This is a genomic window from Oscillatoria sp. CS-180 (genome assembly GCF_028330965.1).
Lineage (GTDB): Bacteria > Cyanobacteriota > Cyanobacteriia > Phormidesmidales > Phormidesmidaceae > Halomicronema.
Map to the genome: position 1 here is coordinate 1 of NZ_JAQMUB010000054.1, position 18,358 is coordinate 18,358.

17 protein-coding genes are annotated in these 18,358 nt (G+C 50.7%); 4 read left to right on the plus strand and 13 right to left on the minus strand.

Annotation, left to right across the window (positions count from 1 at the left end):
• The coding region (locus PN498_RS13185; RefSeq protein ID WP_272063270.1) for a hypothetical protein at window positions 1–193 on the plus strand (193 nt) is incomplete at its 5' end.
• 237 nt (window positions 194–430) lie between these two features.
• Here PN498_RS13185 and PN498_RS13190 read toward each other — a convergent pair.
• From PN498_RS13190 to PN498_RS13250, 13 genes are all read right to left on the minus strand, one after another.
• Window positions 431–1,159, minus strand: a complete 729-nt coding sequence (locus tag PN498_RS13190) for a DUF6753 family protein (RefSeq protein ID WP_272063271.1) — start codon at window positions 1,157–1,159, stop codon at window positions 431–433.
• Window positions 1,160–1,169: 10 nt separating this feature from the next.
• The gene (locus PN498_RS13195; RefSeq protein WP_272063272.1) at window positions 1,170–1,871 is read right to left on the minus strand and encodes a hypothetical protein; all 702 of its coding nucleotides are present in this window, start codon (window positions 1,869–1,871) and stop codon (window positions 1,170–1,172) included.
• On the minus strand, window positions 1,864–2,535 hold the full coding sequence (locus tag PN498_RS13200) for a hypothetical protein (RefSeq protein WP_272063273.1): 672 nt from the start codon (window positions 2,533–2,535) through the stop codon (window positions 1,864–1,866). The genes PN498_RS13195 and PN498_RS13200 overlap by 8 nt, the downstream gene beginning before the upstream one ends.
• A gap of 35 nt (window positions 2,536–2,570) precedes the next feature.
• Complete coding sequence (locus PN498_RS13205) at window positions 2,571–4,142, minus strand: type IV secretory system conjugative DNA transfer family protein (RefSeq protein WP_272063274.1); 1,572 nt, start codon at window positions 4,140–4,142, stop codon at window positions 2,571–2,573.
• A 245-nt stretch (window positions 4,143–4,387) separates the two neighbouring features.
• A complete protein-coding gene (locus PN498_RS13210) occupies window positions 4,388–4,684 on the minus strand; it encodes a hypothetical protein (protein WP_272063275.1) in 297 nt (98 codons plus the stop codon).
• A complete protein-coding gene (locus PN498_RS13215; RefSeq protein WP_272063276.1) occupies window positions 4,681–5,382 on the minus strand; it encodes a nucleotidyl transferase AbiEii/AbiGii toxin family protein in 702 nt (233 codons plus the stop codon). The genes PN498_RS13210 and PN498_RS13215 overlap by 4 nt, the downstream gene beginning before the upstream one ends.
• A gap of 87 nt (window positions 5,383–5,469) precedes the next feature.
• On the minus strand, window positions 5,470–6,588 hold the full coding sequence (locus PN498_RS13220) for a hypothetical protein (protein WP_272063277.1): 1,119 nt from the start codon (window positions 6,586–6,588) through the stop codon (window positions 5,470–5,472).
• Window positions 6,589–6,652: 64 nt separating this feature from the next.
• Complete coding sequence (locus tag PN498_RS13225; protein ID WP_272063278.1) at window positions 6,653–8,173, minus strand: hypothetical protein; 1,521 nt, start codon at window positions 8,171–8,173, stop codon at window positions 6,653–6,655.
• A 4-nt stretch (window positions 8,174–8,177) separates the two neighbouring features.
• A complete protein-coding gene (locus PN498_RS13230) occupies window positions 8,178–8,888 on the minus strand; it encodes a hypothetical protein (protein ID WP_272063279.1) in 711 nt (236 codons plus the stop codon).
• Window positions 8,889–8,907: 19 nt separating this feature from the next.
• On the minus strand, window positions 8,908–9,948 hold the full coding sequence (locus tag PN498_RS13235; RefSeq protein ID WP_272063280.1) for a hypothetical protein: 1,041 nt from the start codon (window positions 9,946–9,948) through the stop codon (window positions 8,908–8,910).
• Window positions 9,949–9,958: 10 nt separating this feature from the next.
• Window positions 9,959–10,660 (minus strand): hypothetical protein, encoded by a 702-nt coding sequence (locus tag PN498_RS13240; protein ID WP_272063281.1) that lies wholly within the window; start codon window positions 10,658–10,660, stop codon window positions 9,959–9,961.
• Between the two features lie 41 nt (window positions 10,661–10,701).
• Window positions 10,702–13,458, minus strand: a complete 2,757-nt coding sequence (locus PN498_RS13245; RefSeq protein ID WP_272063282.1) for a hypothetical protein — start codon at window positions 13,456–13,458, stop codon at window positions 10,702–10,704.
• A 288-nt stretch (window positions 13,459–13,746) separates the two neighbouring features.
• Window positions 13,747–14,343, minus strand: coding sequence for a hypothetical protein (locus PN498_RS13250; RefSeq protein ID WP_272063283.1), 597 nt, complete (start codon window positions 14,341–14,343; stop codon window positions 13,747–13,749).
• A gap of 514 nt (window positions 14,344–14,857) precedes the next feature.
• Here PN498_RS13250 and PN498_RS13255 point away from each other — a divergent pair.
• The 3 genes from PN498_RS13255 to PN498_RS13265 all read left to right on the plus strand — a co-directional run bounded on the left by PN498_RS13255 (window position 14,858) and on the right by PN498_RS13265 (window position 18,339).
• Window positions 14,858–15,160: a hypothetical protein gene (locus PN498_RS13255; RefSeq protein ID WP_272063284.1), complete on the plus strand. Its 303-nt coding sequence runs from the start codon at window positions 14,858–14,860 to the stop codon at window positions 15,158–15,160.
• 52 nt (window positions 15,161–15,212) lie between these two features.
• Complete coding sequence (locus PN498_RS13260; protein ID WP_272063285.1) at window positions 15,213–17,618, plus strand: tetratricopeptide repeat protein; 2,406 nt, start codon at window positions 15,213–15,215, stop codon at window positions 17,616–17,618.
• A gap of 223 nt (window positions 17,619–17,841) precedes the next feature.
• Entirely contained in the window at window positions 17,842–18,339 is a 498-nt protein-coding gene (locus tag PN498_RS13265) for a hypothetical protein (protein WP_272063286.1), read from the plus strand.
• Window positions 18,340–18,358: the final 19 nt, after the last annotated feature.

Below are 18,358 nucleotides of genomic sequence, written 5' to 3' on the forward strand. Positions count from 1 at the left end.
CCTGTCCGCTGGTCAAGTTTCATCCATCGCAAAAGCTTTGTCCTTGCAAGGACACTCAACAATCGGCTTAGTTGTCTGGTTTGGGGCACTCACAGCCTGTGGTTGCAGCGCAGGCACAACTCTATTTGTCCAAAATCAAGTCGGCTCCATCACCCCAACTTGTCTCATTCCCAGACTCCGGTGGAGGCCCTGACTACAACTGGTGAGAACAGCAGGGTTATATTGGAAAGCAAATTCTCCCAGCAAAATTTGCTTCCGCCATGTCTCAACCCCTTAGTGTGTTTATCTTGTATTCTCATCGGGATGAAGACCTTAAACAAGAGTTCGAGGATCATCTTGCCCTGCTCAAACACCAGGGAAAAATCAAGCCCTGGCAGGATCGAGACATTGAACCCGGTACAGAGTGGAATGTTCTCTCAATGCCGTCTCATCAATTTTGCTCTTGGAACAGATACTCCACTTTAGTCTTAGTGGACCGCACCAAATCCCGGTCATGGATATACAGACCAAGGAAAGCGATCAAGCCTGCGGCAAGGATACCGATACTGCCCACCAGACCGTAGAGCAACACGTGTTGATTAGAATTAGACCGTAAACCGAGTGCCTGTAGGGGATCCGGTTTTCGAGCAGATTGGACTTCAGCCGTGAGAGCTTTTAGTTGCACAGTTTGTTGTCGCAGAGTTTCTGGCAAGGCTGTAAGGGCATCCATCAGAGCGGTATTGACCTCAGTTTGTTCTTCCCAGGAATTCCCCCAGACATTATGGGCTGACTGAAGTTGTCGTACCAAGGCATTACAGGTTTGGGTATGGGACGTCAGAAACGTGGCCAGTTGCCCAGCTGTCTCCAGCAGAGCATTGGTAGCTTGTGCCTTTTCAGCAATCAGTTGCAGTGTTTCAGAATAGCTGTCCGACCAGAGGTTCAACTCCTTCACTAGCAGCTCTGACCAGCTGTTTAACTGCTGGGGCGCATCCTCAAGCAAGACCTTAACGTGATTGAGGCCAACGGAAATGAGGAAGAACTCTTCCTCCGGATCAATGCCAGCGTCAAGCACCAGTTGTAAGACCCGCGATTTAACCCGATCGCTCTCACCGGCAAGGGCCTGATCGAGTAAGGATTGCGCTTTCTGACTGAGGGGTCCGGGGGAATTGGGCTGTGTCATTGGCTTTTCCTCACCACATACCAGCATGATCAAAGGCTTCAGCACTCTCGCGTAGAAACTTCTTCACCCGTTGCCGTGAGATAATCCCGAACTCAGGGCTGCGTGCTGCTTTGAGCAGCGAGAGACGTTTATCTAGAATGGCTTGTCGCTCCGCCTCCCCATGGAACTTCGGAAAAGACACGACGGGCACCTGGTACTGCTCTAAGAGCGTTGCTAAATCAGCATCTCCATCAACGATGCGCCAGTCATTGGATTTGCCGTAATTTTTGACCGCAATAAAGTCGATACCGCCATCAAAGTGCTTCAGCGCACGTTTGAGTAACGTGCTGCTGGTGGGAGTTCCATCCAGGACAAACCAGTATGTGAACCGGATGTCGTATTCCTGCGCCAGTAGTAATAAGTCAGCATTCTCCACCCAGCTACACAGGGCGTTAAAGCTAGAGGCAGCAAGATTGACCAGCACGGGTTTCTGTTCTTCCACCGCCGCTTCGAAGATGGCGTTCGCGCCGTTTTCAAAACGCTCGGCTTCACTCAGAATGGCGCGTCGGCAGCCGATGTCCTTATGGGCGCGATAGACATCGGGCTTATCGCGGTCAGAATCCACGATGATGCAGGAAACCTTCAACGCTTCCAAAAAGGCGATCATGGCAAAGCACACCGTGGACTTACCCACTCCACCGGCAATGCCACCACACCAATGAATCCTAATCATTAATAAACTCCTCATCTAACAGATTGGTGGGGCTTTTGAAGCGCGAGGGGGCAGGCCGGGAAGAGGGCGGCTGTGCAGTCTGCGTCTCACTCTCATCGCCTGAAGGCTTGGTGTTCAAAGCTTTCGGAGACTCTGACGCGTTGGCAGGCTGTTTTGCTACGCGGTGATAACGTTGCAAGCTAGAAGCCGCAATTTTGATCCCCTTGGTGGTTAGTAAGGCGGCAATATCGGCATAGGTATAGCCAACCTCAAGAGCAGCTTGGATATCGTCCTGCATGGCGGCAACCAGTTCCTGGCGGGTTAAGCCCTTGCGAATGGTGCTGAGTCGCTTCCATTCTGCTGCGATCGCTCCGGCCGCATCATGGCTGACGGTAAGGGCTTCTTCAGCCAACGTATCGCCTTGTTTGGTTTTGACGCCTTTCTTTTTACCGAGCCTGGCAAGAACGGCTTCAACCGTTTGGCCAGAGACCGTAAGCTGGTTGTGGACAAAAACAAGCGCAATATCATCATGGCTGTGGCCATTCCTGAGCATGGTGCGAAGCACGTTACGTTCTCTGATGAGGAGTTGTTCCACGGTCAGTGGTTTTGGGGTTTTGGCAGTTTCTTGCAAGAGGGAAGAGATTGCCGCTAAGGTGCTATCAGGAATGATGGACGGGGATGGCATGAATTGACCTCTGAAACAGCAGAACAGTCCATTGATTAAACAGTTGAGTCAGGCGATGGAAGGAGAGTTTCAGCATGGCGCATCCGCGTTTCCAACTCGGCAGCGTCTAGGGGTGGTTGTCGTTGCCGCTCGATGAGTAACGATCGCAGACGCTTCCAGGCGATCCGACTTTTATCAGTTAGACGAATGATGTTGAGGGGCACGCGAATGGCGATTCGTGCGGGCAGGCTGCCATTCTGGGTATTGCCGTAACCGGGACTCAGAAAGACAGCTTGGCCAGGGGGGAGCCGCAGGAAATCGCTGGGCGCAAACAATTTGCGAATGCGGCGTTGTACACTGCGGCTAATGGTGGCCTTGCCCTGAGATTGGCTTTTGGATTGAGTCTTGAAGGTTATCTCCTCCTCTCCCAGTAAGTCAGAGAAGGTTTGGGCAGAGGCAGGTTCGCCAGGGTTAAACAGAGCTTTGGTCGCACAGGCCCCAAAGATAGCGCGGCTCATTTGCGAGCCATAGGTGTTTTCCATTTGCGCCAGATTCTGTGCGCCAAGAATAAGACAGAGCCCTTGATCTCGGCATTCGTTAATCCATTTAGCCAGGCTTGGAAGATAGAGGGTCGGTAATTCATCCAAGCCAACAATCAACGGCGTAGCGCGACTGGCAGTCGTATTTTTGGCCACCAGCATATGGAGAACACTGGCGATCAGGGGACCCACGGCATCCCGACGTTCCCTATCCATCCCAATGACAATCAGTTGCCGTTCGCTCAGCACCAACGGTAATGTGGATGCGCCAATGAAGGCATTGAGAAGGTTAGGATCCATGAACCGGGTAAAATACCCCGCAGCCGTGCCCAAAATGCTGGCGACGGTGCGTTCGGAGTCGGCAACAGCCAGCAGTTGATCAAAGTTCAAGCGGTTCCATAGGGGCAACAAGGCTGTATGCAACCGTTCTGTCAAACCAGGCAGCCTGAGAATGGCTTGTGCCGAGGCCAAATCGGGATAGGGAGAGCCTTTGGCAAGGGACAGAGCGGCAACAATAATTTGCTCTCCCGCATTGGTAAAAAAGGAATCACTGTTATGCAGGCTCCCCGAACTACCGGCGGCGTTGCGGTAAAGAACGTGGGCTATCTGACGGCCCATGGCCATATCGGTATCACTGGCCATAAAGTCCAGCAGATTGCAGGTGCTGGATTCGGGATACCCTGGGGCAAAGATGTGCACGTCGTAGCCCAAGTGTTTCGCTAGGGGGGCCAAGTCAGCTGTTTGGCCAGGATATTTATAGTCATACAGAATGATCGGAAAGCCTTGCAGTAGAGCAGAGACCATGAGGGGGGTAATCACGCTGTAGGTTTTACCGCTCCCAGGGGCTCCCAGCACCGCTACCCCACGCTGCACATCCGGGAAGTGTTGGCTTTTGTTCTGGCCAGGCAGACCGATAGAAAGGGAGACCTTGGCCGGTTCTCTGTTTTTGATTTGTCGGAGCGCCCGGCGATCGGCCCGCCGTTGTTCGCTGCGAGTCGCCCAGCGGGCATCTGCCAATTTAGCTTTTTTGCCGCTGCCTTTACCCAGGAAGGCTGTCACACCGAAAACCGCAAACGCGATCAATAGCATGAGTCCGGTCGAGGCGGAAAAATGTTTAGTAATCGAAGAAAGGGCTGAGAATGATGGTTCTGGGATCTGTAGCGGTAGGAGAACAGATCCTACTATTGAGGAGAAAGGTAGGATACACATGACTTTCAAAAACTGAAGAGAATGATGACGTGAGTCGCATCGTGAGATGATGTTGCTGACTACACTTTGTCCAAAGATTGGTTGGGGTAGGGTATCTACAAGCAGCAGCTTGATGAAAACGTTCTCTACCAGCGTTTCGGCATGGGTTTCTCGGAATCGTGATTAAGCATTAGATTCCAGTAGGCCCAGGAACGCCGACTGAGAATGCCTGGCGGCGAATTATCTAGGGCAGTCTTAAAATCGCTCTCTGTAAAATATTGCTGGGCAGTTAGCACATCCTGATCGGTGCCGTATTCCATCAGATAACACAGGAATTTGGTCGGCATGTTAACGACGACATCCGGTTCCATAAACCAGATGATCCGTTGAGCAACAGCCATTAATTCCGGTGCAACTTTTCCAGGTGCTGCTATCTTTCTCATTCCATGGCCAAACTGTTGTCTTTAGTCGCACTAATAACGCCGAAAGCTTTCAAACGCGGTATTTTTGCCAATTCAGCTTGCCGCACGAAGCGTTGTAGGTCATGCTTGACAGATTCTTTAAGCAAATTCAAGTCACCTTCTTTATAGGAAGACAGTGCTTTGAGGGTCATGAAGGGATGATATTGCTTGTTATAAATTGTTTTGGCCGCAGCCAGTCCGTCACTAAGGCTATGCTGTGTGCGCTGTAAAATGGCATGAATGTCTATGTAGTCTTTCTGCTCAATGCGGGCACTAACGGTAGCGCATTTAGTGCCGAGCAAATCCAGCAAGTCAGCTACTTTCAGACGATTATCGCTAGCCAACAATGGCTTTCGCACTGTTTGTAAAGGCAAGTCGCCGAAAAAACTAACTTTTACCGGATCTGTTGTGTTCTCTGGATTTACCAGACAAGTGAGAGTATTGGGCTCACGTTGGATAGCTTCAGCCTGCTGTAAATAGGGAATAGTCCGATGCAAGTTATCTGGGTTAAAAGGTTTATGGCTGAAAAAATCGAAATCAATCGACTTGCGATGTCCAAGTTGCAGGGCAATGGCGGTTCCGCCATACAGTACAAAATCCTTGGGTGTTTCTGCTAGGTTTGGCCACAATGCTAGTTGTGCTGACGGTAATGTGGCTAGGTTTGGTTCAAATGTTTTCATGGTTAACGTCTGTGAGAGTAACATTTTTAGGGAAATGACTAAAGCCAGAACTCCGTCGTCCGGTTAATTGCGAGTTCTGTGTTTGGCTTACAAAACCGTCATTTCTGTTTCGTGAATGGGGAACCATGGCACCGGCCCAATAAAGTAGGGGGTACAGCCAAGGTCAAGGAAGCGGCGTTTGATGCAGAAGCGAAAGAAGAGCCCGGTTTCAGCGATGCCGAGCACTTCATCGGTTTCTAAGACAGCTACCTTGAAGCTGTCGCCGAAGGGATGTCGTCCGGTGGGTTCCAGACCATTGTTGACTTGCCCTAACACCCCGTACCCGCCTTGCACCTGCTGAGACAGTCCACTGACCCATTGCATTCCTTCAAAAGGCCAACCAAGTTCCACATGAGCACAGTTTTGAACGCACGGCACCGCAAAGCCTTCTTGATAACTTCCACTGACAGTCCGATTTACTTGGCCTTCAGCCTCGCCAAACACGATGTCCGCTAAAACTGGGGTCGGCAAGCCGTGATTTGCAACTCCGGGGAAACGCGCCAATGGAATCGAGGTCAGGCCAGGGACACCGGCCAAAGGGGTTCGCTCAAAGTCGCGGAAGTTTTGCAGCGGTGTCTCCATGAGACCGGGAATATCCGCAACGCGGTAAGCACCGAGATTGGCTTGATCGAGGGGTAAGGCGGCAGTGGATGGCGTCTTTATCAGCTCCTCAAGGGGTGTCTGTATATCAACAGGCATAGCCGCTGCTGCCAGCACCTCCTGCAAGACGGGTACTGATGCAGGCGATAGGTTGGCGAGAGCAGGCACTGCTGTCACGACATCCCCGAGAGATTGCCAGCTGAGCAGAAGCAATTGATCAAGGGCAGCAGCCGTGAGGTCTTGGCCGGTTAAGGCCTGAATGTCTTCGAGACTTAGGTGACTGGGGGCATAACTGCCTTGCAAGTCACCCAGCCACAACACGTCGCCAAGGGATTCCTGCCCTGTCCATTGCCGGGAAGGATCGTATCCCAAGAGAGCAGCAACATATCCTGGGACGGAAACATTGCCAGGCCATTTGAATCCATCCAAATCGGCAAAAGTGCGTGACTGCCAATCCGGTGCACCGATCGCTGGTTGGACCATGATGGGCTGTGAAATCATGCCTGTGCTCATCACGGCTCCTATGCACAGCCCCTGGAAAGACAGGGACAAAGAGGGATATTTCATGAAGCAACCTCCATAGTGAGTAATTTTTGCGGGTAATCTTTTGCGTCAGTAGCCTGTCGATCGATCAGCGCTCTAACGTAAAGCGATGCAATCGACGTTTACCGGTATTGCTGGCGGTCAGCACATGGAGCACAGTGGATGTGGCCGAGCTGTCTTCCTTGAGGGTTGTATAAATAGCGCGGGTGTAGCCTGTTTCCAGTGGCCAGTCGTAGCGGAGACGAACCATCGTCGGGTCACTCACCCACGCCTGAACAATAACGTCTTGCGTCTGTACAAACCGAATAACGTGCGGGGTATCCGGTTTTAATGCAATGTTGACGGCTGGGGCTGGGTAAGCGTTGATGTCTTCGCTTCCCTTTGCACCGTTCGGTGTTGACTCTGGAAAAGCTGTGGACGGGGTCTCCAGAACCGGTAGCTCAAGGGACTGGTTGATATGGAGTATCGCTTCTGTTTCCCCAGGAATGATCCAGACCTGTTCCGCCTCCAAAGCTTCTCTTACTTGAGCGGCTTCCCGTTCACTGAGTTGGCCCAAGACATCAAGGACGATACCACTGAGAAAATCATCTTGATCTAAATCAAGGGTTGCGATCGCGCCAGTCAGAAGAATCTGTTCCAAGTTGAGGCCGTTATCAGCCTCAGGTGTCTGGCGCTGCCAGGGACCGTTTTCTCCCATGGCGATGACCGCTTGATCCGGGAGCGGATATTCCTCATGACCAATCACGGCGGCCGTCAGCTCAATCCAGGCACTCTGTTGGCCGTCCGTCCGCGCCTCACCAATGAGCACCGACCCCGTTGGCAGAACGACCTCCCCTTGTGGGAATTCAAGCGGTTCTGTGAGTCGTAACCGGGTTTTCAAAGGTAAGGTCAGACCGATGATCGTGGGTTGTTCCAGTTCCGCCATGATGGTCTCGCCACTGATCACCGTTAGGGTATCCAACGCAAGCGTGTCTTCTGGTTCAACGAGTAAAGGAGAAGGTAAGGCCGCGATTACCGGCTCAGACACTGTTGCCGATTCCGATGACGGCGTTACCTGTGGAGCTGACGCTGGTGTTACCGGCAAGGGCCGCGAGATTGGCGGAGGGGGAGGAGAGGGTGGCGATGATGAAACACGGCGAATAGGCGCGGCTGGTACAGACTGCTGACGGGATGTTGTGCTGACGGTTGTTGCTGTCCTTTGATCAGCACTGGTCTCAGAAGTCTCTGTGGCATTTTCTTGAGACGTGTCGTCAAGGGACAACAGGTCGTCACTTTGTTGACCAAAAGCCAGATCGGTTTTCACGGGACCATCATCGACTCCTTCTGATTCAGAGGACAACGCGGTATCATCCCTCTCCTCAAGAGGAGGTTCCGATTCAGCCTTGGGACCGATATTGCCGACAAGCATGTAGAGGCCAAAACAGAAAGTGGCGACGACAGTGGCGACCACGGCCAGGTGTACAAGGGGATTGGATGACCAACGGCGAGATTTTTCCTTGGAGTCTTCTTCTTCGGGAACGCTGTCATCAGGGTCACTCGGCTCCTCATCAATACGAAAACTGGCTAACTCCAAATAGTACTTGTCGGGATCTTCAGTAGAGTGCTCCATGGTGTTAGTTCTCAATGGGACGAATATCGGTAATGATGAGACCGGCCTGTCTGACGGTATATACGGCCTGTTCGAGGGGAGTTTCCCCTGTTGGGACGACTGGTGTGGAGGTCGCCTGAACGGTAATTTCCCGGTAAAAAGGGATCGTCTGTTCTGGTGATAGGCCACGCTTAAACACAGCCAAATGGGAAATCACCTTAAGCCTCCATTTGCCGGTCGCGACTTCTTGCGGTTCCGAAACGTTATCGATAATCAGCACCACTTGAGTGCTGTGATTAAAGACACCAGAGGGTGTTAACTCGGCAATCTTTTCTAAAAACGGCAGACGAAAATCTTCTGCCAGCGCAAAACTCGCTGTAACGCTGGCAGTGGGGACCTTCGCCCTCCCCTCAGAGGTTTCTATCTCGATGCCAGGGTCTCGTATCTTGTTGCCCTCGACGTCAACAATCGTGCCGTTCCAGTTAAATAGCTGGGTCAAGGTGTTGGTCGTAAACACCTTGATAACCTTTGGCGTGCGGCTTTCAGCGGCAACCGGTTGCACTTTATAAGCGCTGCCATCGTGCATTTGAACGAGGGTTTGTGTGTCTTTTGCCCCGACATTGCGGATGGCGAATCCTTGAGCGACAACGATGACTAAGATGAGAACGTTAACTCCCAGGCTGCCGCTCAGTAACCAAGCAAGCCCCGAGAAACGGTTAGGTGTGAAGGGTGTCATAGCGATACCTCCAAAAAGGTTATTTCAAGCGACGACGACTACGGAGAAGCCGAGGACCACCTCGAAGTGTTTTGCCTGCAACACTTCCGGCAGCTCGGTAGTAGGCATAGATGCCCGCAGTGCTCAGGGCGTTGAATAAGCTGACACCGCCCTGGAGGCCAACAACGACGGCGAGAATGGGGGCCATGACACCGAGCAGCACAGGCAACAGTAAGGAATGCAACGTGAACCCGCTGAGACTGACTGCATAAGCAGCGAGTCCCGAAATCAGGTTGAAGTTGAGCTTGATCAGGAAAACCCCGGAAAACCCTGATAGCCAAGCGATGATGGGCTTGCCTCGCGATGGCAGTAGGGATAGCCCCATAGCCAGCGGGGCAAGCAGCGACGTAATTAGCAGAACAAGCTCAACGCTCCATTGGAAGGCACTGTGAAAGGCCCAGAGCAAGTTTCGGATGACAAACTGCAAGGCACTGCCTAACCAGCTGTCCTGTTCATCAAACGGGAGGTCTAACTGCTGCCGTTGTTCCTTATGTGCTTGCCGGGCCTTTTCGATACAGGTGGATTGCTGGGGTGGTGGCTGACTTTCAACACATTCTGCAATGCTGACGGACAGGGTATTTTCCAGTGCTTCCGCGCTTCTGGCCTGTTGATAAGAGACCTGTAGGGATTCATTGAGAACGGCGCTCACGAGAACAGAATTGTTTATCTGATTGCCAACACTGCGAAGCTCTAAAATGACCGAGCTTAAAACAGCGCCGTCACCGCTCAAAAGAACAACGACGATGAGTGGCCAGATCAATTCCGTATACGCCTTATCCCCTTCTCCATACATCATCTGCCCGGCCCACTGCACCAGAAACAGCCCCAGGCTCAGCACGGCCAGCAAAATACCCACATCGGCAACGGCCTTATACAAACCGCCGTTCAAGACATTGAGCCACAAGACATCAAAATCAGCCGAAATCGCTTCCGAGGTTTGACGCCCCACTTCAAAAATCTCAGCAGCTCCTTTTGTTAAAGGAGTTTTCGCCGTTTGGGCAAGTAGAGATGCGGTTATCATGGCGGTCCTCCTAAAACAATCGGGCGGCCGCCGCTTGCTCAAGGCTCGTTAGCACCTCACCTCGCCGCTCCAAACGGTGAATATCACGTTGTTGGTCGAGGCTTTCGGATATATCAACCACGGCTAGGGACTGGGCAGCCGTATCCTGACGGCTTTGCAGCGTTTCTCTGTGAAGGGTGCCAAGGAGCGCTGCACTATCAGCCTGAAGCTGGACCATCTCCTTGATAGCGGCTTGCGTTGACACGGCAGCTTGTGCCCTATCCGCGTGCGACTGGGTTTGGGAAATCAGGCTTTCAACGCCTTCAGTCCGCTGAGCAGCCGCATCCTGTCCTGATTTGCCCAAGACCGTTTCAATTTGCTGGCTCAATAGATCACGGTTAAATGTCTGTTCCATATCAGCGGTTTCGCTCATAGGAACCGGTTGCGTAACATCCGGTTGAGGAAGTTCACCGAGCTGTTCTTCAATCGATTCAGCAACTGTATAGGGCGCGGGATAGCCAAAGACGCCAACAGCTTGATTCACCGCTTTCTGCATCAAACCAGCAATTTGTGGGGAATATTCCTCCGCGATCGTGTCCTCTAAAACGTGCAGCAAATCTTGAAAGGCATTGTTGAAGTGCCCTGTGAAATCAACCAGCCCCGCAGCACTTGCCGCCGTCTGGGTTAGACAAAGGGTGCCGGCAATAAATGCCGGTATGAGTTTCTTGTTCATTGTGAGTGTTGAAATGAAACGACTAATGGTCGAAAAGGCTGCTAATAAGCAGCATTCGCTTGCAGCCAGGTGGTGATGACGTCGTCTAACGATTCACCGGACTGAATTGAATGGGTTAACAACCGAGAAAATACTGCTAGGCCCTCAAGCGGTTGCTCATGAAAGTGTTCCAGGACTGTCGTTCGGGCACGTTGTTCGTTGGTGTTGTTAGCCGTCAAGGCCAGCAACACTGCCGAAGGATAAAACCGGCAACGGGTAAAGGTGCCACCCTCGACAACCAGCCAGTTGCTGTACATCTGTTGTGGGTTGGGTAAAAAGGATGCGGCTGCATTTTCACGGAGAATGGATGCGGGTATCCCCAGGTGACGAGCAAAGCTCTCAACCGCTGTGTTTTGAATGCGGCCAATAAGAGTAACGCTCAGGTTTTGCATGATCTGAGGACCGGCCTTGGAGGTGGCGATGGTATCGGGGTCTTGCCCTGATAGCAGCACCCGGATACCAGCCTTACCACCGTTGGCACATAAGCGACCAACCATCAGACTGACCTGCTCGTATTGCATTAAAATTGGCGACTCATCAATGAAGAACAGGCTTGCCGCTGCCGCGAGCGATCGCTGCATTGCCATGAGATTGGCGCTCAGTGCCATGACCGCCATCTCCCGTTCATCCGTCACATTGGTAAGCGCGTAGACCACCAGAGAGGCGTCACTTTGTATGGTGCTGGGTCTTGAGATAGCGCGACCAACCCCAGGATTCTGTAGCCAACTGCGTAATTGCAATTGACAGTAGGCCAAAGCCTTCTGTTCTGTCTCACTGGTAAGGCCCAGCAGATCCGGTTCCAGCAACGCGACAAAATCGTGCAAGGTCGGCATCCGCTGCCAGGCGATCGAGGCTGGACCATCGCGGTGGGCCTGACGGAACCGATCAGCAATACAGGCATCCTTCGCGAATTCCTGCTGGGCCAGCTGTAGAACTGCTTTGATACTGTCTTTGCCCCCTGGTAATTGATCGCCTGGGGTTTCGCCCACCACCATCTCCATCAACACTGTCAGTTGACCGTTTTGGTATTGGGCGAACCGCTCTGCTTGTTCAGCCTCGCTAAAGCCGCTGAGGTCTGGAATATCCAGGATATTGATGGCTTCCTGCTGAACGTTGAAATACGCTCCCCCCGCCTGACTGGCAAAATCCGTAAAGGTTGAGGTGCCATCAGGTCTGGGGTAATCGATCACTGTTATCGGCATCTGCCTGGCCATCGCCAGCATTAAGATACTGGCCGCCAACACTGATTTACCTGATCGGGTTTGGCCAAAAATGCCGCCATGACGTGCCCCATACAGCGGGTGAACGTTGAAGAAGTCAATCCACAGCGGACAATTCCCCTCTTCTGTCACCAGTTCCAAGCCTTCTTTGTCATGGCATCGGGGTTTGAGAACGGGTAAAAGACCGGTTGCTTCATTGCTGAGATAAATCATTCGCTGATCGAAGGGAGGATACACTTGCAGCTTTCCAGCCGTAACGGGGAGGGTTTGCAAAAATGCCTGTGCCGCATAGTGAGGCTCTCTAGCCATGTAGGGGACGTGGCTGATAAACCGGTTGCACGCCGCCGCTAAAGCCGCACGACTCCGGCGCTGAATCAGTACCGTGCAACCGACCTTTATGGTGACAGCGCCAGCAATGAGGGCGTATTGCGCCTGGGTACTTTGCTCCGCATTGAACATTGATTGCACATCATTGGCATTCTGCTCCCCAGCTTTTTCTATGCTGGTGTTGGCCTGACGATTTAGCAGTTGTAAGGCTAATTTCTGCTGCTGGGTATCTACGGCAGAGAATTCCACAAACAGATCCGTTTCCTTGACCTCAGCCTGCGCCAGGACTTGAAACAGACTGGACAGCTGATGGTAGGCGCTTTCCCAACCGCTCGGTTTGTCCAGCATGGTGAGCGCACCAATGTAGCAGTCATTGATCTGCACATAGTCTTCATAGGCCTCCGGTAGCGCGTTTTTGGTGAGGAGTGTGGCTGGCGCACGCTGGCTGTTCACCTCCTCGACAACGCCTTCCTCTGTCAGATGCAGGCAATGGGAAAGAGCAGTGCTATCAGTTTGAAAGGTGCGATTGAGCTGTTGCATGCACTCGGCCGCCGATAACGGCCGCACCGGCAGGTCCATCCTGGAGAATATATTCAGCCAGGTCTGGAAGCCCTCATCAAAGGCCTGACAAAGCTTGCGGTGAAAATCTCCCGCAGGGTCATCGCTTTGAGGCTGTAGCTGTTCTACCCAGTTTTCTATCAGGCATAAAAATCGCTCGATCGGACCTGCCGCCTGATTCATCGATCCTAGCGACCACGTGGCATAGAAGTAGAGTTTTAAGCTCTGCCGTAGCCCTTTTCCCGTGAGTTGTTGAAGACGCGTCTTTTCCGAGCAGAGATATAGTTTGACAACCTTGTTATCGGTCTGTGCAGTCGAAGCGCTCAGCACGGCTTGGCGCTCTTGATCGCAAGGAAACTTTGTGGCGTGAAGCCGGAGTCGCTCTCCTTGGGGAAGGGCGGCAAGCCCCCGCTCCAGCTTGCGAAGCTGCTGTTCAGCCATCTCTTCGCCCGTTGTGGGATGAATGCCATCGGACTCAAAGACAAAGGTCAAAGACAACCGCTGTCGGTTGCGGGTCTCACTAACGAGAAGGGCCCCCATTATTTGACCGTCCAGGGTTCCTTCAATAGGAATGTAATCGAAATGAGTTTCAAAAGCGTCGCCGGGTTTGTGCGTTTGAGCGAAACGCTTTTGAGCTTTTAAGGGTGCAATCATGATGTGAAATCCATGGTTGATAGAAACAAGCACTGCGTCGCCAGTTGGGTTTGAACCACCTGGAAAACCGGCTAATAAACCGAAAGCTGTTGCCCCCCGTTGTCAGCCACCACGTCGCAACTAAGAATGCGCTGATAAACACGGCTTGGAGCAAGGTCAGCCCCAGAAAAGCGTGGGCGAAATAACCTATGACAATCGCGAGCAGTAGGGGGAGCAGTAACTCAGCCGGGAAGGGGCCAAGTTTGGGATGTTGGCCCAACGTTGTATTGACGGAGCGTTTTTGAGGTGTCATGGCAAGAGTAGGCTTTGCTCTGCCTGAGGTAAAACGTCTCCAATGACCATGCCGGTGATCACATCCCCCATCGCAATGACAAGTACCGCAACCGCTGGGGTACGGGCGACAGATAGCCAATCTTCTCCCTGGCGAAAAGCCTGGAGTACAGAAATCAACGCGATCGCCACATAGATGATGAAAATTACGCGCAATGCGTTAAAAATCAATGGAATAGCCGTCGATGCCTGTGGAAAACTGTTTTGAAAAAACGCTTCGGCGTCACCAAAAAATTGAGCAGAAGCTGGCATACAAAATATGGAAACGAGGAGCGAGATCGTCAGTAACCCGCTAAATAGTAGTAAGGCACGGGTGCGATTTTGCGTAATACGGCGTAGAAACGTCGGCGGCCTGTACATCAAATCAACGGAATAGAAGACGATCATTCCTCCATAGATACCAATACGAATTAGGGATGGAGATAGCGGAAAAGTCGTAAGAATCAAGTGAAGCAGTAGTGCAGCTATCAAGCCAAAAGCGGCCCGTTGAACAAAAGTACATTGCTGTTTTGAGAACATGGCTTTCTTTACAGTCAGAGTAGTTGAACGTTGCATGGATTTAAGAACAAAAAGAACAACACGACGGGCAGAAAAAGTAAGCCTCATATCACAAATATTGGCTGTGAAAATCAACAAGTGATGCGGCTTCCATATACCCCGAAGAGATCAGACATCTCAATAACAAGATGTTGTATCTGACAGAGTCACAGAGGAATTAGTAAAGCAGCGGCTTTTGATAACGCCGCTGCTGGTTTTCCCTGTGAACGGCTTATCTAGCCGGTTAATTGCATTCTGGCACGGTTGCGTGTTGCGTAGGAAATTGCGCAATTGCGCAATTTCGCTAAAGATTTATTTACATTAAATCCAACAGATTGATTTGCTTAAATCTGACATAAGTAGCATGCAAAAAATCGCCTCAAAAAGCTCAATGGAGCTGATTTGAATTTGAGATTATAGAAAATAGTTCTATTTTCTATAGACTTTTTTGATAAAAATCTTCAGAAACTCCTCAACCGTTTGACCTCAGAATTTCGATTTTGAGGTCTTTTGACCTTCTTGAGGAAAGCTGATGAAACTTCAAGTTTATCGACTGAATCATATGAATAATGGAGATGCGATTGTGATCTCCAGTGAACGATTGAAGAACCTTAAACATATGCAAATCTGGGATGCTGCATCCTTTGTCGTGGATGCATGTAGACATACTGGAGCATTCTCTTTTCCGTATCCTTTTTGGGGATATTATTGCCATGATGCGGAAGATCCTGGAGCAAATGTCCTCCAACTAGTAGACGTATTTCAAGAAGCATATAGGAAGGGGAAGCCACTTAATGTAGAAGTTTTTGGTGATCTTCCGAGGAAATATAGATAGGCTCTTCGTCTTATTAGGAGGCTCCCTGAAGTATTCTTTAGGGAGCCTATTTATGAGCGACGATGTAACCTCAAGTACTCTTGGTAAACGCTGCTATAGTTTTGGAAGGTTAATATCGGACGGCGTTATGAGGAAATGGAAACTTAAAGATCGAGATACGGCAGAAAACCTCAAGAAAATACGAGAAATGAAAGTAGGATCCCAAGCGAAGTTAGCTTCTCAATTTGGCTATAGTACTTCTCATTTCAGCCATTTTTTTAAGTTAAACAGGCCTTTCGACAACGATTTATTCGTTGGTGTTATTAAAGTTTTATGTGGTGACGACGCCAACCCTTATGACTATGGAATAGTTGTCGGAGAGACTAAGGAAGATTGGGAAATCTCTCAACCAACAGCTGAAGAGCAGGCTGCAATACCCATTCAAGCAGAGACGACTACACCGCAACATAATTTGCGTCGCTGTGGAAAAGATCTATTGCATCGCACTACAGCGATAGTGGACCAGTACAGCGGCAAGACGATTCTCGAGGAAATACACAAACGACTTACCGACGAAGAGGGTGGAGGACTGTTATCCCTGGTCGGTATGGCGGGGGTTGGTAAGACTGATACCGCTTTACGCTATGCCTGGCAGTATCTAACGGCCTATCGCGGTGGTGTCTTTTGGTGCAACGCCCATGACGGCAAGGTTGCTGACCGGTTAGTCACACTTATTAAAAGCTATGCGAATATCCTAGTGCCTGATGAATTGCCGCCTGAAGATCAGTTGCGTTACTGCTGGCAAAAATGGCCTAGCGATTCCGGCAAAGTATTGTTCGTTATTGATGATGTTACTGAACCTAACCACATCAAGGAATTGCGGCTGATAAACGATAGCCGATTTCATTTTTTGTGCACGTCCGAGCATAAAATGCCCCCCCAAGTGAAGATTATCCCGCCGTCTCTATCGGAAGCGGTCTCTATGATGCAAATGTTGCTGGGAAAAGATTCACGCCTTGATGATGCGGGTGAGACGCTATCGAAACTATGCGACTGGCTTGGCCGGTTACCTCTAGCACTGGAAGTGATGGGTCGCTACTTGCAGCTGGAAGACTCCATAACAATTGACGAAGCGTTCGAGGATTTGGAGGCATGCGCTCTTGAGTACCCCATCTTTTCTGGAGCCAATCTGACTAGTATTGCTGAACGCGGTGCACAATCGGCCTTTGAATTGAGTTGGGAGCGCTTATTGCAAGACGCCCGGTGCCTTGCATGTGTGATAAGCCTGTTGTCGCCAGATCCCTTTCCATGGTCGCTGATGAACGAAGCCATGGCTGACATCCTGAAAGAGGGTCGGTTGCGACCGGCCCGTCAGAGTCTGACCGCGCTTCACTTGTTGGAATCCGTTGGTGACGATCTGTATACGGTGAATTCTCTGGTGCGAACGTTCTTCAAAAGTAAAATCGCTGAAATTGATTCCGATCAGATTTACCATAGGTGCCTTTGTACTGCCCTGATCAATCAGACTCAAAAAATACCGGAGAAACCATTTAAAGAAGATCTTGATACCTTTACATCCATTCTTAGTCACGCGGAAGTAGCAGCGGCCGAGCTATTGTCCGATAGCGATCCGGCGGGAGCGGCGCAGTTATTTACTGGGTTGGTTCGTTACTACCGGGGAAACGGCATGTTCCGCAAAGGGCTTCACTGGGCAGAACAAGGGCTACGTAATGCAATAAAGCACTTCACTGAGCGTGACCTACAATTTGCCCAGGCTCACTACGATCTGGGCTTGATTGCCTACTTTCAGCGTGATGCCGCCAAAGCCAAAACCCATCTTGAGCAGGCTTTGGCACTGAACGAGGCAATTTGTGGTGTGGAGTCTTTGGAAGTAGCAAAAGTATTGCTCCCATTAGCTTCCCTCACCCGTGGAAGACCAGATTTCGATGAGGCGATCGTCTCAGCCGAACGGGCCTTGTGGATACGTGAAAAAGAATTGGGCGAAGATAGCCTTGGTGTCGCCGAGGCGCAAATGAGCTTAGCGGTCACTCGGTTTCAGCAGCAGGATACCAGTGTAAATAACTTGATACAGCAGGTTACGAACGCCCTTGCTGTACGCCGAGAAAACCTACCGCCGAATCACGCTGACATTGCCCAAAGTCTAGACCTACTCGCCAAACTGTATGAACGGCAGGAACACTACGAGGACGCCGAAGCTTGCTATGAGGAAGCAAAGGAGATAAACGAAGCCATGCTGGGTGAAAATCACCCGCAAACGGCTGTCAGTTATAACAATCTTGCCAAGATGCTCGTTCGATTAAAGACCTATGACCAGGCCGAGGCGCTCTATGAGAAGGCTATAGGTGTTTTTGAGGCGTGTGGCATTGTTCCTTCCCGACAAAAGGTTGAAGAAAACCTTGCACAATTGCGATTGGAGATGACGTCGGCAGGGAAACATCTAGAGTCACAGTCAAATTAGTCCCTTTGTTGTTCCGTGTGTTCTGGTCTTTCATCTATATGAATTCACAGAAAGAATAATGTATTATTTCACTGAGTTTGCTTTCGTTTCATGTTTTTTGATTAGTCGTTTTAGGGTGTAAACTGCGATGATCGCGAAGTCGGCTTATAGAGTTATGGGACTCGCTTTCCTAGTTACCTTGCTAATATTTTTGTTTCCGAGGACGTCCCTTTCACAGCGCACTGTGCCGGACGACACGGTCCGACTTCATGATGGTTCAGCCTGCGAAGTTTCCCAAACGACAACCGACAATAGTTCCCTTTCACTTCAATACAGTCGGTTCATTACCCAAGAAACAGGTACAACAAAGGCCATCGATCGGCAGATTAGAGACATCGTATACACGATGATAACGGCACTAGGTCATCGCGTTACGTTGACTTGTCGGGTATCCGAAGACTACGCAACTTTACGTATGCAGATTGGCGTAGCTGATAGAGAAGCATCAGATCGCCCCCTTATTAATGCCCGAATTTATCAATCAGGAATCCCAAAAGAAGAATACTTAGGTTTAGTCGCGAGTTCTACTGCAACAGCAACAATTGATTTGCAAGATCCGAATTCGGCTAGTCCAGACCAGATTGCTCTAGAAATGGAATGCCAGAGCGCAATTAATAAATATCAGCACTGCGTTATGGAAGTAATGGAAGCAACACTGTTAACGAGGGCAACTCAGTCCTAGTTGCTAACCGTTTCAGCGA

What these genes read in the sequence shown, in the direction of transcription:
- PN498_RS13190 (WP_272063271.1), bottom strand. Translation starts at nt 1,159, where the DNA reads ATGACACAGCCCAATTCCCCCGGACCCCTCAGTCAGAAAGCGCAATCC.
- PN498_RS13195 (WP_272063272.1), bottom strand. Translation starts at nt 1,871, where the DNA reads ATGATTAGGATTCATTGGTGTGGTGGCATTGCCGGTGGAGTGGGTAAG.
- PN498_RS13200 (WP_272063273.1), bottom strand. Translation starts at nt 2,535, where the DNA reads ATGCCATCCCCGTCCATCATTCCTGATAGCACCTTAGCGGCAATCTCT.
- PN498_RS13205 (WP_272063274.1), bottom strand. Translation starts at nt 4,142, where the DNA reads ATGCTATTGATCGCGTTTGCGGTTTTCGGTGTGACAGCCTTCCTGGGT.
- PN498_RS13210 (WP_272063275.1), bottom strand. Translation starts at nt 4,684, where the DNA reads ATGAGAAAGATAGCAGCACCTGGAAAAGTTGCACCGGAATTAATGGCT.
- PN498_RS13215 (WP_272063276.1), bottom strand. Translation starts at nt 5,382, where the DNA reads ATGAAAACATTTGAACCAAACCTAGCCACATTACCGTCAGCACAACTA.
- PN498_RS13220 (WP_272063277.1), bottom strand. Translation starts at nt 6,588, where the DNA reads ATGAAATATCCCTCTTTGTCCCTGTCTTTCCAGGGGCTGTGCATAGGA.
- PN498_RS13225 (WP_272063278.1), bottom strand. Translation starts at nt 8,173, where the DNA reads ATGGAGCACTCTACTGAAGATCCCGACAAGTACTATTTGGAGTTAGCC.
- PN498_RS13230 (WP_272063279.1), bottom strand. Translation starts at nt 8,888, where the DNA reads ATGACACCCTTCACACCTAACCGTTTCTCGGGGCTTGCTTGGTTACTG.
- PN498_RS13235 (WP_272063280.1), bottom strand. Translation starts at nt 9,948, where the DNA reads ATGATAACCGCATCTCTACTTGCCCAAACGGCGAAAACTCCTTTAACA.
- PN498_RS13240 (WP_272063281.1), bottom strand. Translation starts at nt 10,660, where the DNA reads ATGAACAAGAAACTCATACCGGCATTTATTGCCGGCACCCTTTGTCTA.
- PN498_RS13245 (WP_272063282.1), bottom strand. Translation starts at nt 13,458, where the DNA reads ATGATTGCACCCTTAAAAGCTCAAAAGCGTTTCGCTCAAACGCACAAA.
- PN498_RS13250 (WP_272063283.1), bottom strand. Translation starts at nt 14,343, where the DNA reads ATGCAACGTTCAACTACTCTGACTGTAAAGAAAGCCATGTTCTCAAAA.
- PN498_RS13255 (WP_272063284.1), top strand. Translation starts at nt 14,858, where the DNA reads ATGAAACTTCAAGTTTATCGACTGAATCATATGAATAATGGAGATGCG.
- PN498_RS13260 (WP_272063285.1), top strand. Translation starts at nt 15,213, where the DNA reads ATGAGCGACGATGTAACCTCAAGTACTCTTGGTAAACGCTGCTATAGT.